The sequence below is a fragment of the Neorhizobium sp. PAMB6716 genome, from assembly GCF_058242805.1.
The window spans coordinates 419,547-434,412 of record NZ_JBZAYW010000002.1 but is presented as its reverse complement, the minus strand read 5'-3'; the positions used below and the strand labels follow the sequence as shown (position 1 = coordinate 434,412).

General features: G+C 56.7%; 16 protein-coding genes. 7 read left to right on the top strand and 9 right to left on the bottom strand.

Features of this window, described 5'->3' with window-relative positions; all coding sequences use genetic code 11:
* The first annotated feature begins 555 nt into the window (after positions 1 to 555).
* The 3 genes from AC4CWH_RS20615 (at position 556) to AC4CWH_RS20605 (ending at position 2,377) form a co-directional block, all read left to right on the top strand.
* Positions 556 to 765 (top strand): cold-shock protein, encoded by a 210-nt coding sequence (locus AC4CWH_RS20615; protein WP_007605510.1) that lies wholly within the window; start codon positions 556 to 558, stop codon positions 763 to 765.
* Positions 766 to 981: 216 nt separating this feature from the next.
* Positions 982 to 2,069, top strand: a protein-coding gene (locus AC4CWH_RS20610; protein WP_491321446.1) for an IS3 family transposase whose coding sequence is annotated in 2 segments (ribosomal slippage) — positions 982 to 1,243 and positions 1,243 to 2,069 — 1,089 coding nt in all. Because the reading frame shifts where the segments join, the coding sequence is not laid out codon by codon here.
* A 62-nt stretch (positions 2,070 to 2,131) separates the two neighbouring features.
* Positions 2,132 to 2,377, top strand: a complete 246-nt coding sequence (locus AC4CWH_RS20605; RefSeq protein ID WP_491322304.1) for a hypothetical protein — start codon at positions 2,132 to 2,134, stop codon at positions 2,375 to 2,377.
* A gap of 106 nt (positions 2,378 to 2,483) precedes the next feature.
* Here the strand turns inward: AC4CWH_RS20605 and AC4CWH_RS20600 are convergent, their stop codons facing one another.
* The 9 genes from AC4CWH_RS20600 to AC4CWH_RS20560 form a co-directional block, all read right to left on the bottom strand.
* Positions 2,484 to 2,855, bottom strand: coding sequence for a response regulator (locus tag AC4CWH_RS20600; protein WP_491322133.1), 372 nt, complete (start codon positions 2,853 to 2,855; stop codon positions 2,484 to 2,486).
* Positions 2,856 to 3,002: 147 nt separating this feature from the next.
* The gene (locus AC4CWH_RS20595) at positions 3,003 to 4,040 is read right to left on the bottom strand and encodes a sensor histidine kinase (protein WP_491322132.1); all 1,038 of its coding nucleotides are present in this window, start codon (positions 4,038 to 4,040) and stop codon (positions 3,003 to 3,005) included.
* Complete coding sequence (locus AC4CWH_RS20590) at positions 4,037 to 5,482, bottom strand: DUF7125 family protein (protein ID WP_491286940.1); 1,446 nt, start codon at positions 5,480 to 5,482, stop codon at positions 4,037 to 4,039. The genes AC4CWH_RS20595 and AC4CWH_RS20590 overlap by 4 nt, the downstream gene beginning before the upstream one ends.
* Positions 5,483 to 5,880: 398 nt before the next feature.
* Entirely contained in the window at positions 5,881 to 6,291 is a 411-nt protein-coding gene (locus AC4CWH_RS20585; RefSeq protein ID WP_491322131.1) for a cyclophilin-like fold protein, read from the bottom strand.
* 59 nt (positions 6,292 to 6,350) lie between these two features.
* Positions 6,351 to 7,541: a (R)-mandelonitrile lyase gene (locus AC4CWH_RS20580; protein WP_491322130.1), complete on the bottom strand. Its 1,191-nt coding sequence runs from the start codon at positions 7,539 to 7,541 to the stop codon at positions 6,351 to 6,353.
* A gap of 105 nt (positions 7,542 to 7,646) precedes the next feature.
* Complete coding sequence (locus AC4CWH_RS20575) at positions 7,647 to 8,393, bottom strand: SDR family oxidoreductase (RefSeq protein ID WP_491322129.1); 747 nt, start codon at positions 8,391 to 8,393, stop codon at positions 7,647 to 7,649.
* An 89-nt stretch (positions 8,394 to 8,482) separates the two neighbouring features.
* Positions 8,483 to 9,574 (bottom strand): alpha/beta hydrolase, encoded by a 1,092-nt coding sequence (locus AC4CWH_RS20570; protein ID WP_491322128.1) that lies wholly within the window; start codon positions 9,572 to 9,574, stop codon positions 8,483 to 8,485.
* 326 nt (positions 9,575 to 9,900) lie between these two features.
* Positions 9,901 to 10,815 carry an aldo/keto reductase gene (locus AC4CWH_RS20565; protein WP_491322127.1) on the bottom strand — a complete coding sequence of 305 codons (915 nt, stop codon included), beginning with the start codon at positions 10,813 to 10,815 and terminating at the stop codon, positions 9,901 to 9,903.
* A gap of 69 nt (positions 10,816 to 10,884) precedes the next feature.
* Positions 10,885 to 11,877: an MBL fold metallo-hydrolase gene (locus AC4CWH_RS20560; RefSeq protein ID WP_491286952.1), complete on the bottom strand. Its 993-nt coding sequence runs from the start codon at positions 11,875 to 11,877 to the stop codon at positions 10,885 to 10,887.
* 101 nt (positions 11,878 to 11,978) lie between these two features.
* Between AC4CWH_RS20560 and AC4CWH_RS20555 the strand changes: the two genes are divergently transcribed.
* The 4 genes from AC4CWH_RS20555 to AC4CWH_RS20540 all read left to right on the top strand — a co-directional run bounded on the left by AC4CWH_RS20555 (position 11,979) and on the right by AC4CWH_RS20540 (position 14,742).
* Positions 11,979 to 12,944, top strand: a complete 966-nt coding sequence (locus tag AC4CWH_RS20555; RefSeq protein ID WP_491286954.1) for a LysR family transcriptional regulator — start codon at positions 11,979 to 11,981, stop codon at positions 12,942 to 12,944.
* Between the two features lie 243 nt (positions 12,945 to 13,187).
* Positions 13,188 to 13,892, top strand: a complete 705-nt coding sequence (locus AC4CWH_RS20550) for a DEAD/DEAH box helicase (RefSeq protein WP_491322126.1) — start codon at positions 13,188 to 13,190, stop codon at positions 13,890 to 13,892.
* A 146-nt stretch (positions 13,893 to 14,038) separates the two neighbouring features.
* The gene (locus AC4CWH_RS20545; protein ID WP_491322125.1) at positions 14,039 to 14,413 is read left to right on the top strand and encodes a hypothetical protein; all 375 of its coding nucleotides are present in this window, start codon (positions 14,039 to 14,041) and stop codon (positions 14,411 to 14,413) included.
* Positions 14,356 to 14,742, top strand: coding sequence for a hypothetical protein (locus AC4CWH_RS20540; RefSeq protein ID WP_491322124.1), 387 nt, complete (start codon positions 14,356 to 14,358; stop codon positions 14,740 to 14,742). The genes AC4CWH_RS20545 and AC4CWH_RS20540 overlap by 58 nt, the downstream gene beginning before the upstream one ends.
* Positions 14,743 to 14,866: the final 124 nt, after the last annotated feature.

Genomic DNA, 14,866 nt, shown 5'->3' with positions numbered 1-14,866 from the left:
GCCGGCGTTGCCCTTTGGTCCTGGAGCGTGGATGACGACCGTTTCGCGATGGATGATCAGGCATTCTGGTCAATCGAAGCGTGTCCGGTCAACTTGGCGGGTCGATTGGTTTTGAGTGGGCAGGAGACGGAGTGATCGTGACGCTAAGGTTGAACGACGACAAGCTCGCGAAATAGAACGGATCCTGGTGCTTGCCTAGCGGCTTCGGTGAGCTGCACATGAGTGGTGCTGCGCAGGTTCGTCAGGTGCTGCACAAGATCGCTGGTGAATGGACGGTCCCGATACTGATAGTCACTCTTCCGAAGCCTCGCGGTTCAACGAAGGGCACTCCCTTTCCGACCCCGAACCACCGGCAATTGAATGCAGTCGTGAATAACCAATGATTGACAGCCTTCTCAAAGACTAATACGAGAAGTCATCGATATTTTGCTGCTGAGCTTTGGTTATCGCGCGTTTGGCACCGCTCCCTGAACGAACCCTCCCTTTAAAGCATCGCTATCACAGTCCGCTGCGCAATGCGCAGTGGTATCACCTATTGCTACGAGAGGGTTCATCATGACCACTGGCACAGTTAAATGGTTCAATTCCACCAAGGGCTTCGGCTTCATTCAGCCTGACAACGGCGGCCCGGACGCATTCGTCCACATCTCGGCCGTTGAACGCGCCGGCATGCGCGAAATCGTTGAAGGCCAGAAGATCGGCTACGACATGGAGCGCGACAACAAGTCGGGCAAGATGTCGGCCTGCAATCTTCAAGCAGCCTGATCCAAGATCTGCTTTCCTCTGGCCACGGATGTCTGGCTGTGTGAGAGCGTGAGACCAATGAAGGTCAGGCAATTTGCCTGGCCTTTTTTATGCCTCACCCGCAGCCGCTACCGGACTGCAGACGGGAGACTTCATGACGCAAGAAGCGGTAATCCCCCCGCAAACTAAACGGGCTTAAAAGTAGAATTTTCTCACAAGATTTTGGAGAAGATTCCGATGAAGATATCACGATTCAGCGACGCGCAAATCATGGCAATCCTGAAGCAGGCAGAGGACGGCATTCCGGTTGCACAGCTTTGCCGGGAGCATGGCATGAGCGATGCGAGTTTTTACAAGTGGCGGGCCCGGTTAGGCGGCATGGATGCGTCCATGGTCAGCCAAATGAGGAGCATGGAAGAGGAGAACCGGCGCCTGAAGAAGATGTATGCGGAACTGAGCATGCAGAACGATCTTTTGAAGGAAGCTCTCGGAAAAAAGCGCTGAGGCCGTCTCAACGCAAGGAGATGGCCATGCAAGCGGTCCAGAAGCATAATATCAAAGTGGCCCTCGCGTGCCGGACGTTCTCGATCAGCGAGACATGCTATCGATATGGACGCAAGCTCGACAACGAGAACGAAGGCATTGCCGACTGGTTGCTGCGTCTGACGACAGCCAGGAAGACATGGGGTTTCGGCCTTTGTTTCCTTTATCTTCGTAACATCAAGGGCTTCACCTGGAATCACAAGCGGGTTTACCGCATCTATCGCGAACTGGAATTGAACCTTCGGATCAAGCCCAGGAAGCGTTTGGTTCGAGAGTGTCCCGAACCGCTGGCCGTGCCGGAACACCCGAACCGGACCTGGTCGATGGATTTCATGGCCGATCAGCTTGCCGACGGCCGCTCGTTCCGGACCTTGAATGTCATCGATGACTTCAACCGTGAGGGGCTTGGCATCGAGGTCGATTTCTCGTTGCCAGCCGAGCGGGTCGTTCGATCCCTCAACCGGATCATCGAGTGGCGTGGCAAGCCGGATATAATTCGTGTCGATAACGGCCCGGAATATATCAGCGGCACGCTTTTGGCGTGGGCCGAGAAGCGAAACATCACCATCGCCCATATCCAGCCGGGCAAGCCGCAGCAAAACGCCTACATCGAGCGCTACAACCGCACGGTTCGGCATGAATGGCTGGGATGCTTGATATTCGATACCATCAAGGAGGTGCAGGATCACGCCACACGCTGGCTCTGGACATACAACAATGACCGACCCAATATGGCTATCGGCGGCATCACGCCGAGGCAGAAACTGAAAATGGCAGCGTAAATTCTACTGATCGGACCCGTTAAAAACGGGGGGATTACCAAGCAACAGCAGAACTTCAGGCGATCAACACGGCTTGGCAGATCGCCATCCAGGAGATCCTGAGAGTGGTCGTGCGCGATGTGTACATGACCGGCGACGAGCCGGCCTTCAGGTCGCAGGTCAAGCGTATTGAGGAGACGGCCGTCGACAACATCTACTCAGGCTTGGTTCTGCGTGGCACCGACGAGTGGACGCAAGTCCTCGTCAAGGAGAAGGCCAGCAACTTCGTGACCACGCTTTTGACGTCGTTCACCTACGACAAGATGTGAGGATACACTGAGCCCCGATTTCACAACGCTTTCGGGCCTGCAGAGTATGAGCATTTTCAAAAGTGAAGGCTCGGCTCTGCTGAAAGGCCACCGCTTCAGGCGACGCCTATACTGCAACAAGCATTTTTTTCATAGCGGATATGATTTGCGCATGATCATACGGCTTGCTGAAAAACTTGCCTTCTATAGGAAGAAGATCGCCGCGCAAATGGCGATGGCCTGACGCAATGATGATCTTGATGGGAGGCCACCTGTCACGCACGGCCTCAGCCAGCTTCAAGCCGTCCATGCTGCCGGGCATATCGATGTCCGTAAACATCAGGCTTATCTCAGCATGCTGATCCAGAAGTTCCATCGCGTCGTCGGCATTTGCCGCTTCGAGCACGATGAAGCCCTCGTCCTCAAGCGACATCGCGATATGCATGCGAACAAGCGTTTCGTCCTCCACGACGATGACTGTAGCCCCTTGATGCGTCATTCCTGATACTTTCCGTCAGCGACGCTACAGATATGTCTACTGACTGCGTTAGCCTTTAGAACGCGCGCCCAACCGAATAGATCCGCCTTTAATGGCGCGTTTCACTTATATTTAAAATGGCGGTATCATTCGCTTTTTCAAAACTGGTCAACGTGCGCCAATTCTTTCGGCAGGCCCCCGGACGTTGCAGCGAAACCCCTCCGGAGCAAACACGATCTCGGGGACGTTGCCGAACAAGGAACCCAGCGCAGAGCGCACATAGCGCGTGCCATATCCCTGCCGCGTCGGCTCACGGACAATTGGCCCACCGACCTCGACCCAAGTCAGCGAGAACTCGCTTCGATCGTTTGCCGCTATAGTCCATGCGATTTCGACATGTCCTTCCGGTTGCGAAAGCGCGCCATATTTAATGGCGTTCGTAACCAGTTCATGCAGGCACAGCGCTATTGTGGTGCCCGCGTCCCGGCTGACGACGATTTCAGCTCCGGTGACATCGATACGGGTGGCGCCGTCACCATTGTAAGGAGAAACTGTCAGTTCAACGACGGCCGTTAGCGGGACCTCCTCACCACCAGCTTCAAAAACGGCGGCATGCACCTTGGACAGAGCCTGTAGGCGACCGGAAAAATCAATGGCCAGATCTTCCACGGTTGCAGCCCCCCGTTTTGTCATCTGAAAAATTGACTGAACACTCGCAAGAATATTTTTAACTCGGTGGTTTAGCTCGAGGCGCTGCTCCTTTTCTCGCTCGATGGAATTGCGGACCTCCCGCTGGCGCAGACGCACCAAAAGATTGGACTGGATGCCGTTTACGAATTCCAGTGGCGTGATGGGGCGTGTGTAAAACAGCACGCGTGCGCCCGGCCAGAAATCTTGCAGATGGCTTCGAATGCGAGCAATTGGTGCCGCTCGCTCCAGAAGGACGATGATTGGGACTTCCGACCAGTCGGGCTGCTCGGAAAGGTGCGCAGCAACTGTTTCGACAACAGACGGATTGAGCGCCTCGTGCGTGATCACGATCATGCCCGGCGACTTGGCCAGATGGTCGACCAGATCTGCATCGGGCTTGGCCGCCGTAACCTCGATCTGCTGTTCCTGGAGAAAGGTCGCGATGTAATCGGCATCCTTGCGAAAAGGAGCAAGCACCAGCACCCAGTCCAACTCACTTTCGGGGAGAACGGTCATCCCTTTGAATCGGGGAGAGGATTGTACGCTATCACGCTGACACCTCCGCTTTCGATGACAAGCTCCCGGATATTGAGATCGTGTGGTCCATGACGCTTCTTGACGACGGTAATGTTCCGACGAAGTCGTCCCTCGTGCTCCATGATGCGCAAAAGCAGGACGGTATCACCGAGGAAGCTGACATCGACATCAATGCCGACATTCTGGCCGATCAGACCATGCTGCGCAACGATCAGCATCGTGAGCACGCCTGAGCGTGCTAGGTATTTCAGCAGCGACTGTATATCCCGGACGGCTTTCTCGCGATGCGGTAAGGAATTCAAATACCCGGTCAGACTGTCGATCACGACGACGCGCGATTTGTTCTGCGTCACGGCGTCCTGAACGATCTGCCCGAACTCACCGGGTGAAATTTCATTGGGATTGAAATCGCGCAGAATAAGTCTGCCGTCCTTGTGAAACTGCCTCAGGTTCATACCCAGGCCTTCCGACCGCCGGAAGAACGTCTCAAGCCGCTCCTCGAACAGGAAAAGCGCGACGTTTTCCCCGCGTTCGAGTGCTGCTGTTGCGTATAGTGACGACATTGTCGACTTGCCGGTGCCCGACTGGCCGATAACGAGGGTTGTTGTCCCGGATTCCTGGCCACCGCCAAACATCTCATCGAGCTCGGCAACACCAGATTTTATCAGTTGCGGCTTTGTGCCCTCTGCCGCCGCGCTCGGCATGATGCGAGGAAATACCACAACACCCTCCCCTTCGCGGATGGCCATATCGTGATAACCATCGGCGATGGGTACGCCGCGCATCTTCGAAACCTCGATACGACGACGCACCCCACCGTATTCTTCCAGAGATTTGTCAAAACGAATGACACCATGGGCGAGACCCTCGACTTCCTCTCCGCTGCGCTCGGATCCCGCTGTCTGGGTGTCCAACAACAACGCAACGACATTTCTTTTGGCGAGGAACGATTTGAAGCCGATCAACTCTCGCCGAAAACGGGGGCTGTCGCCGGTAATCAGACGGATCTCTAACAGTGAATCGTAGACGAGGCGGCGGGGTTTATGTTCCTCGATCGCGGCTTCAATTGCTTTGCGTGTTTCATCCAGGCGAAGATCGGAGGTCAGGAATATGCTCTGGTCATCGGCCTCGTTGACCGTACCAGACGTTGCCAGCTCTTCCACCCGGATGCCGTCAAGCGTCCAGCCGTGCGAAATGGCGATAGCTTTCAATTCGGCCGCCGTCTGCGAGAGAGTCACATATATGCAGTTCTCACCAGCCTCGACACCGGCGCGCAAGAACTGGAGGGCGGCCGTGGTCTTGCCTGAGCCAGGAGCGCCCTGCAGCATGTAAAGGTTTGACGCCGGGAGCCCACCGCGCAGGATTTCGTCAAGGCCCACGATACCGGTGCTGACGACCGCAGGCTTTCTTTGTTTGGGCATGATGATCTTCCACTTTGATGATCGGCGCATTTTAAATCGACAGCGCGCTTCGCCATAGAAGAGCCGCTCGGCAGTTATAGGTGGCCGTGCCGAAACTGCAACGAAATTGGAACCGGGCGCCCAGGCACCGTTCAAGCACAATCGCGGGCTGCCATGTCGAGTGACGAGTTCGAAGGTACACCGACCAAAACTATTGCCAAGATCGGCGCCTTGAAGGAATTCTAACCGTCGGCCCGCGCGGTGGTCCGCTAAGCAATTGAACTCCAATAGCTTTATGCAAGCGCGCGTGGGCTGCAGCGCAATCGTTAATTATGGAACTTAAGCCGCCTGAGCTTTACCGGAGACCACTTGTTTGCGTCAATCAACACGTTCCCACAGAGTATGGCTCCATGCATGACTCAGTCGGCAGACTGAATTGTTACGGTGATGGAGCCAGGGCGGTCGAAGATCGAAACATCGCCTGTCACTTGCCCCAGGATGATGATGCCGGGAGATGGAACGCGGCCGCTGCGATAGTAGATCACAAAATCACCACCACCCCACAGGCCGAGGGTGCCGACCGAGAAGTCTCTCTGCCTTGCCTGCTCAGGGAGCGCTGCGGGCAGATTTCCCGTCTTTTCCTGACGGAGATGGTCTGACATCTCGATCTTCAGTGGCAGTATCCGTGCTAGAGATCTCGCGGCTTCATTGTCAGCGAGGGTAGCAGTGACTTCGCCCCATTCAGAAGAAATTCGAATCGCTTCTTGGGACATGGCAGGTCCGGTCGCTCCTGTTGCGAAAACGACCGCGGCTATAATTGTCTTGAGCATGTGGTCGTCTCCTTGTTGGCTCCGTGAAAGGGGGGCGCAGACACGCGTCCCCGCTGTCATCATTCTCCTAGACCCAGGCTGTAATCCTCGTCGGCCACCTTCTCCATCCAGGTGACCGCGCTGCCGTCAAGCGATTCAGCCACCGCGAAATGGGTCATCGCTTCGGTGCGCGAGGCACCGTGCCAATGCCGGATCAGCGGGGGGATCCACACCACGTCCCCCGGACCGACCTCCTGGACTGGCTCACCTTCCTTCTGGACCCAGCCGCGTCCGCTCACGATGAACAGTGTCTGCCCAAGGGGATGGGTATGCCAAGCGGTTCGAGCACCCGCCGAGAAGGAGACTGTTGCACCACCAATGCGGGCGGGTGCATCGGCTTGATACCGGCCCGAAATTTGAACACTGCCCGTGAAGTATTCCTCCGGAGCTGATGCAGCCCCGGTTCCTGCGGGCGTGATTGTAAGGTCTGCCTGAGGCGAGGTCACTGAAGTTCCTTTCCTGTTTTCGAGAACCTGCTTGAGCACGGGCACGGCGGACATGGCCCTCGGCCAGCCTGCATAGAAGGCGACTTGTGCTAGCACCTCTGAAGCTTCTGACGGCTTCAGCCCACTGTCCATGGCGCGGTTGGCGTGAAACGGAAATTGTTCCGGCTGCCCTATCGCGATCAGGGAGGCCATCGTCACCAAACTCCGATCGCGAGCGACAAGATCAGGCCGCTGCCACAGATCTTCGTAGAGCACTCTGTTGGTGAAATCGGCCAGCGCGGCAGCTGTCGGTGCAACCGTGGCCTCAATCGTCGCTCTCCGAGCAGCCTCGGCGGTCGGATCGAATTCGACCCGCGGGGCATTGCTGTTCGTGACGGACGCGAGCCCGCGCTGATCAAAGACCGCCTTAGTCTCCGCCACGGCGGAAACAGCATTTGGCCAGCCCGAGTAAAACGCAAGATGTGTGATGAGTTCACCGATCTCAGACGGGCTTACGTCATTGTCCAGTGCTCGGCTAACGTGCTCTGCAATCTGCGCTGTTTTGCCGGTGGAAATGATTGCAGAAAGGGTAACCAGGCTGCGATCCCGAGGTGTGAGTTCGCTTCTTTGCCATACTTCTCCGAACAAAATGCTATCGGTGAACTGCCCGAGCCCCGGGGCAACGTCGTAAGCGGCTGGTGGAGCAAACCTACGCCGGTCATCCTGAGCTTCAACACTTGTCACGGCAATGGCAGAGATTGCAATGCTTGCGGCAATCGACTTCATCTATAACTCCTCTGGAATACATTCGGGACGAGCGGGGCCATATCGACGATGGCCCCGCCGATGTCTTTCCGCATTGCGGATTCAAAACCGGTACATCTGCTTGCGTCAGAGCTCCTGAACCGTCGGCCGGAAGAGGATTTCGTTGATCGCAACGTCGTCTGGTTCGTTGATCGCAAAAGCGACCATTCGGGCGAAGGTCTCAGCGGGAACGCCGACCTGTCCGACATAGTCCTGGTTTGCCTCCCGCACGTCCTTCTCACTGATGTGTTTGAGGAGTTCTGTCTTGACGGCTCCCGGAGAAATGATCGTGGTGCGAATGTTGTAGGCCGCCATTTCCTGGCGCAGCCCTTCGGACAGGGCCCTCACCGCGAACTTGGTCGCGGAATACACAGCTGAGCCGCCGAAGAGCTTATGACCTGCTACGGAGGAGAGATTGATGATATGGCCGGATTTCTGAGATCTCATGTAAGGGAGCGCCGCGGCAATTCCATAGAGTACGCCCTTGAGGTTCACGTCGATCATCTGGTCCCATTCGGCGACCTTTAGTCTCTCCATCGGCGAAAGCGGCATAACGCCGGCATTGTTGATCAGAACGTCGATCCGGCCATAGGCCTCGACAGCGGTGTCTACCAGCTTTTGCAGGTCTTCCTGCTTCGTCACGTCGGTCACAACAGCCGTAGCTTGACCGTCGGCATTGTTGATTTCGCTGGCAAGAGCATCGATGCGATCGGCACGGCGGGCGCCGAGTACGATACTTGCACCCTTGGCGGCAAGATGGCGTGCAGCGGCAGCACCCATTCCGCTCGAGGCGCCGGTGATGACGATGGTTTTTCCGGCAATGTTGTCGGTCATTTTAAATGTCCTTTAGGATATTCAAATACGCGCGCGGCGTTACGGGCAGCTAGCGCTACCAGCACCCGCCGCGTCGCAAATGGCGTAGCCTAGGCCAGATGCTGGCTGAAGAAGTCGGCGATCCGGTCGAACGGGATCTTGTCCAGGCGATCGTAGAGATCGGTGTGGCTCGCGTCCGGGATGATCATCAGTTCCTTCGGCTCCGCTGCTGCAGAAAAGGCCGTCTCGCTGAAGTACCGTGAATGTGCCTTCTCGCCATGGATGAGCAGTAGCGGGCGCGGAGAGATTTCGGCGATGTAGGACAAGATCGGCATATTCATGAAGGACAGAGGCGTGGTCAAAGACCAGCCATTGCCCGAGTTCACGGCGCGTTTGTGATAACCGCGAGGCGTCATGTAATAGTCGTGGTAGTCGACTAGGAACTGAGGTTCGCCGCCTCTGAGGACGTTGAAGTCCTTCATGTATCCGGGGGTTCCCGCCTCCGCATCAGCCCAGCGCTGACGGCTTAACTGCTCCAGGCTCTGGGTCCTCTGTTCCAGAGTGACAGTATCATTGTAGCCCTTCGAAAGTACGCGGGTCATATCATACATTGTGCTGGCAACCACGGCTTTGACGCGTTTGTCGACTGCTGCTGCGTTGAGTGCCATTCCGCCCCAGCCGCACACACCGATCATACCGATACGTTCCTGATCGACCTCGGGCAGGAGGCCAATGAAGTCGACTGCGGCGCTGAAATCTTCCGTGTTGATATCCGGGGACGCGATGTTGCGCGGTTGGCCGCCACTCTCGCCCGTGAACGATCCGTCAAATGCAACCGTTACGAAGCCGCGCTCTGCCATAATCTGCGCATACAATCCAGACGATTGTTCTTTGACCGCGCCAAAAGGTCCACTCACGACAATCGCCGGAAGGCTCGCTGCGCGATTCTTCGGCATGTAGAGGTCACCCGCCAGCTCGATGCCGTAACGGTTGGTGAAACGCACTTTCTGATGGTCGACCTTGTCGCTCTTGGCAAAGACTTTGTCCCACGCCTCATCGGTCATCGCTGAGGCGGTCGGCGTATAGGAAAGAAGGCCGGTTGCGATTGCACCTGCGCCTGCGCCTGCGACCTTCAAAAGGTCGCGGCGGGCGAGGTCCAGTTGATCCTTCTTGTGCGTCGGTGCGGATAGAGTGTTGTCCATGATGCCGGGCTCCGGATTGAGTTCACTTCAGGTCAATTAAGTGAGCATTTTTATCCGCAGAATTAGTCCCGTAGTGTCACTGGGGTTTATGCGCCACATCGATCAATTTCGCAGTGGCGAATCGACAAACCGCATGAATTGGGTGGCACCGTTGCAGCCAACACCGTGTGCGAGTCCAACCTGCGCCCCCTCTTAAGCAGCTTAGAGGTGCTGCTATTAAAGGAGTGGCCTACGGGCATATGCCCGTAAGGCCTGTTTGTGCGCGTAGATCATCTGCTGTCATTGCCATAGCAACCCAAGTCTGCACGCAGCTGTGCACTACTGAACTAGTCGGCATGTGTGGGATCGCCAATCGACCACGCTATGCCGTCGCCCCGATCCATCTCCCTCATCGAGGCCATATCGGCCGCATCGATGGCAAAGCCGCCAAGGTTGATGTTCTGGCGCATCCGCTCAGGATTTAGGCTCTTCGGCAGAATGGCGTAACCGTTCTGGACTCCCCAACGCAAAAGTAGCTGCGCTTCGGTCACGCCATACTTTGCAGCCATTCCAGCAAGTACGCCATCGCTGGTCTTCATCGTTTCGGTCTTGGCGCTGTCCTGACCTGGCTCGGCTCGCCAGGTCGAGAGAGGCGCAAGGCTACTGTAGGCAATCGGTGCGATCCCCTTTGCCTTCATGTAGGCAAGGAGTTCAGGCTTTTGCGACCAAGGATGGAGCTCGATCTGGTTGGCATCGGGCAGAGGAAGTCCTGCGACCCTGATCTCCTCGATATGCTTTTCGCTGTAGTTGCTGACACCAATGCTTCGCGCCTTTCCAAGGCGCTTGATTTCGAGCAGCCCACGCCACTGGTTCAAACGCTCGGAGCCACCGTGAGGTGCATGGATGAGGTAGAGATCGACATAGTCCAGGCCAAGTCGTTCCAAGCTGCCATTGATGGCGGCCACGGTCTCTTCCTCGTTTTTCAACTTCTGACCCCAAGCTGCGTGGCCTTGCCAGAGTTTGGTGGTAACGAATATGTCTTCGCGGGTAAGACCGGCCTCGGCGATGCCGGCACGGATTCCAGCGCCAACGGCTTCTTCGTTGTCATAGACTTCTGCTGTATCGATGTGACGATACCCGTTCAAGATGGCGACGCGCACGGCCTCCCGGGCATCCTCCTGGGTGATCAGGTAGGTGCCAAATCCAACAGCCGGAATTGTCATGTCACCGTTGAGAGGAAAGGTCTGTTGAAGGGCTGTCATTGTGCGTTCCAATGCTTCGTAACGAGATGAAAATATAGGGAGCACGTCATGTGCTGAGCGGACCCGAGATTATGAGCGATAGTCATAGGGGGCCCCGATGAAGCGATATGCGCCACCGGCGCGCTCGACGAAGCCGAAGCCGGGGAAGTCAAGATGCATTCCGGCAACCATGATCTCATCCGTTGCAGCCATGTCGAGGATTGCCTTGCGGGTTTGCGCCGCCTTTTCCTGATCGGCATCAAGGACAAAAGACCAATCCGGCTGGGTGAACTGGAAGGCTGTGCTGTGAATGAGATCGCCCCAGATCAGTAGGCTTTCATTGCCACTGTCGATGCGAAGGCCAAGCTGACCCGGCGTATGGCCAGGTAAGGCAACCGTTGTCAGCCCTGGTGCGATCTCCGACCCCGGTTGTATCAGCGCTTTGACGCTGTCATAGGGCTTCACCATCGCACGCGAGACATCCCAGTAGGCTTGGAAGTCCTTCGGCTGTTTCGCATAGATCGCTTCGTCATGGACAAACGTCCATTCGGCTTCCGATGCGACGAAGGATGCATTTGGCAATACTCGCATGCCGGTTTGCGGGTTCGTCAGTCCTCCGACATGATCGACGTGGATATGGGTTGCAAACATCGTATCGATTTGTTCTGGCGCAACGCCGATCGCGGCAAGGGCTCGCCCCCAGTTGCCAACGTTTGGACCTACCGCAGCCGGAGCGCCGGCGTCCACGGCGACAATGCGGTCCCTTGTCCGGATGAGATAGGCGTTTATGCCGATATTAAACGTGGCAGGGTCGAAAGGTTTGTGCGCCTGCTTGGCTGCAGTTTCACCCGTAGTCACTTCGAAAGATGGAAACATCCCGTTTGGGAAGGTTCCGTACCCATCCATCAGCGCAAAAACCTCGACTTCACCGATTTTACGCCGCATCGCCAAAGGGCCCCGGGTGATGCCTGGAGCTATCTCCTGGGCATGTGCGGGGCTGCTCACTCGTAGCACGGCGGGCGCCGCCAGCGCTGCCGGAAGCATTGCTGTCACACTGAGAAATCTTCTGCGGTTGACTGTCATTGGTCTAAGCACCTTGTCTGGCCATGCGTCCAGCCATAAGTAGGATTATGAAATGCGGATGAACATTCCAGATCTATTTATGGATAGCATAAGAGTAGCTTATGGATAACGTCGCTGGGTTGCGTTCACTTATGGCGGCTGCACGAGACGGCTCACTTTCTGCTGCTGCGCGCCGCCTGAAAATCACGCAGCCCGCTGTCAGCCAACAGATCGCCGCATTGGAACAGCTCTATGGGGTTGAACTTGTTGTGCGAGGACGCAATGGTGTCAGACTGACCGAAGCAGGACAGGTCGCGGTGACCCACGCAGAGCAGGTACTTGCGCAATTGGCTCGCATGGACGATGCCATGTTTGCCCTGCAGTCGTCGGAAGAGGGTCGCCTCAGCGTGGCATGCCCTTCATTGATCGCAAAAACGGTACTGGTACCGGTTCTCGCGGACCTGCGACGCAGTTATCCCAAAATCAAGATTGATCTGAAGGCAACTGACCAATCGCAAGATCCCATCCAGAATCCCTATGACTTGGAGCTACGAGCCTGCCGTATTGGCCCTGCCGAGGGATCAATTCGAAAGCTTGCAGACATTGAGCAAGTGCTTATTGCCTCGCCAGGCTACCTGGATCGAGTGGGTCGTCCAGAGAGTTTGGATGGCCTGTCAAAGCTCGACTACATTCAGTTCAAGGATGATCCTGATGAAAAGTTCCTGCCACTCGCCGATGGAGCCCAAGCGCCCATCACGATAGCATTTGCAGCGCAAATGCCAGATCTGATGCTTCATGCCGTACAAAACCACCTCGGGATCGCAGCACTTCCCCGGTTCTTTGTCAGCTCGCAACTTGAGGCAGGAATTGTCGAAGAGGTGCTGCCGGCCCATCCACTCGCCACCAAGCAGCTATTCCTCGTGCGTGCGCCCGGCACACTGGGCAAGAGCCGCCGTGTGGCCATCTTTATGGATCGTTTCGTAGACGAACTGGCCAACGCACAAGGCTTTTCGCTTGTACCGGGACTAAAACAGGCGGTAGCCGCCGTGTCGATAAACCGTACTGGCGACGCTCAATCGAGAGGGTAAGAAACCACAATTCGAACCAAGGAGAGGGACTTTTTTGTTCGGATGCGAGGGCACTTGATTTCAACTTCATAAGGAAAGTCATCGTCGCAGATGTCGTTTTTGGGCGGTGAGCGCCGATTGACATAGAGCAGAATCCCGAGGTCAAGTGGAACGACCTGCTGACCCATATCGAAGTGAGCGAGGATCGTCAGCGCGCAGACGAGGCGGAAATCCCTGCAGACGCGGACGACGGGGACGACGAGCTTGCAACCCTCCGCCTTTGAGCGCCTCGGCCAACCGATCCGGCGCTGGATCTGGGCGCGGAAATGGCAGCGGCTGAGGGACGTTCAGGAAAAGGCGATCCCCGCCATCCTCGCGGGCGGCGACGTCGTCGTATCCGCTAGGACAGCTGCGGGAAAGACGGAAGCGGCGATCCTTCCGCTGTTGACCCACGTCCTCGACGCCAATGCGCGTGACGGCTTCCGCATCCTATATGTCAGTCCGCTCAAGGCTCTCATCAACGACCAGTACCGTCGGCTCGAGTCGCTTTGCGAGTCCTGCGACATCCCGCTCCATAAATGGCACGGTGACGTATCTTCCGATGCCAAGTCGCGGGCGCGCAAGAACCCGAGCGGAGTGGTGCTCATCACACCGGAATCGCTGGAGGCCCTCCTCGTCCGCCGCGGCAAGGAGATACGCTTTCTGTTCTCGTCGCTGGAAGCCGTGGTCATCGGCTCACTTCACGCGTTGATCGGGACCGAGCGGGGCACGCAGCTACAGTCCATCCTCAACCGCATCGAGATCGAGTGCGGGCGGGAGCGGATCGATCGCGTATCCTTCACGTCAGTATGTCTCGCTTGCTTCCGCCTGGGCATCATGTCCTCGCTCAAACCACGAGGGCAAAGTGCCAGATCGGCGCTCACGAAAATCGATCTAAATCCGCCGCGACAACTGTCCGCGACTTACTGAAATCACTGTCCCGTATTTACTGAAATCGGTGTCCCCGACTTACTAAAATCCCTGTCCGCGACTTTGTGAAACCCGCATTCGGGGAGAGGATCACAGAAGCGCACGACTTCTACCCGGTCTTTTCGACGGAGCGGGAGTATCGGATCATGCACGACGCAAAAACGCAGGCCACCTACCCGCTGGATTCGGCGATCAGGTCGGGCGAGACACTGATATTCGCCGGGCGGCGCTGGCAGGTCCTCGAGGTGGACGACGCCACTCGGGTCATCACCGTGAAGCCGACCCGTGGTGGAAAGCCGCAACGCTTCAGCGGAAATGGCGATGGGCTGCACGATCGCATCGCGCTGGAAATGAACCGCGTGCTCAAAGGCAGCGAACAGTATGCCTACGTTGATCGCGTGGCTGAGAGATGCTCTCCGATGCACGACACTGCTTCGGAGGGCTCGGGCTGGCAACGCGATCGATGCTGCCCTACGCCGATGGTGCTCTGGTTCTCCCCTGGATCTGGACCAGGAAGCTGACCACCCTCGACCTTGCTTTCCTCGCCCGCGATTTCCGGACAGCCCAGTATCAACACTCCCTCGAACTACAAGACTGTGATCCCGATGGCGTCAACCAATGCCTCGCGCGGTGGGCGGCGGGCAATCTGCCAGCGATCAAAGCCCTGATGACGGGGGTGGCCCGGCCAAACATCGCACGCTTCGACAACCATCTTTCATCGGACCTGATGACGATGGTTACCCTTCGGGAACGGCTTGATTATGGCGCGCTCCAAGGCATCGCCATTAACCTTTGCGACGGTCATGACCTCGAACACGAGCCCGGAGATGCAGTCTCAAAGCGCCTTTAACATTACGAAGATGTTAAGTTCTTAAAGGGATGGACCTCTCGCGCAATCAAGGCGCGCTAGATCGATCAAGAGTTTCCACGGTGCAAGTCGAAACATCGGCATTGGTGCAAAGGCAGGGCAGTGG

Coding starts and splice junctions, on each gene's coding strand:
- AC4CWH_RS20585 (WP_491322131.1), bottom strand. CDS start 6,291: ATGCTCAAGACAATTATAGCCGCGGTCGTTTTCGCAACAGGAGCGACC.
- AC4CWH_RS20600 (WP_491322133.1), bottom strand. CDS start 2,855: ATGACGCATCAAGGGGCTACAGTCATCGTCGTGGAGGACGAAACGCTT.
- AC4CWH_RS20580 (WP_491322130.1), bottom strand. CDS start 7,541: ATGAAGTCGATTGCCGCAAGCATTGCAATCTCTGCCATTGCCGTGACA.
- AC4CWH_RS20615 (WP_007605510.1), top strand. CDS start 556: ATGACCACTGGCACAGTTAAATGGTTCAATTCCACCAAGGGCTTCGGC.
- AC4CWH_RS20590 (WP_491286940.1), bottom strand. CDS start 5,482: ATGCCCAAACAAAGAAAGCCTGCGGTCGTCAGCACCGGTATCGTGGGC.
- AC4CWH_RS20575 (WP_491322129.1), bottom strand. CDS start 8,393: ATGACCGACAACATTGCCGGAAAAACCATCGTCATCACCGGCGCCTCG.
- AC4CWH_RS20565 (WP_491322127.1), bottom strand. CDS start 10,815: ATGACAGCCCTTCAACAGACCTTTCCTCTCAACGGTGACATGACAATT.
- AC4CWH_RS20560 (WP_491286952.1), bottom strand. CDS start 11,877: ATGACAGTCAACCGCAGAAGATTTCTCAGTGTGACAGCAATGCTTCCG.
- AC4CWH_RS20555 (WP_491286954.1), top strand. CDS start 11,979: ATGGATAACGTCGCTGGGTTGCGTTCACTTATGGCGGCTGCACGAGAC.
- AC4CWH_RS20570 (WP_491322128.1), bottom strand. CDS start 9,574: ATGGACAACACTCTATCCGCACCGACGCACAAGAAGGATCAACTGGAC.
- AC4CWH_RS20545 (WP_491322125.1), top strand. CDS start 14,039: ATGCACGACGCAAAAACGCAGGCCACCTACCCGCTGGATTCGGCGATC.
- AC4CWH_RS20595 (WP_491322132.1), bottom strand. CDS start 4,040: ATGACCGTTCTCCCCGAAAGTGAGTTGGACTGGGTGCTGGTGCTTGCT.
- AC4CWH_RS20540 (WP_491322124.1), top strand. CDS start 14,356: ATGCTGCCCTACGCCGATGGTGCTCTGGTTCTCCCCTGGATCTGGACC.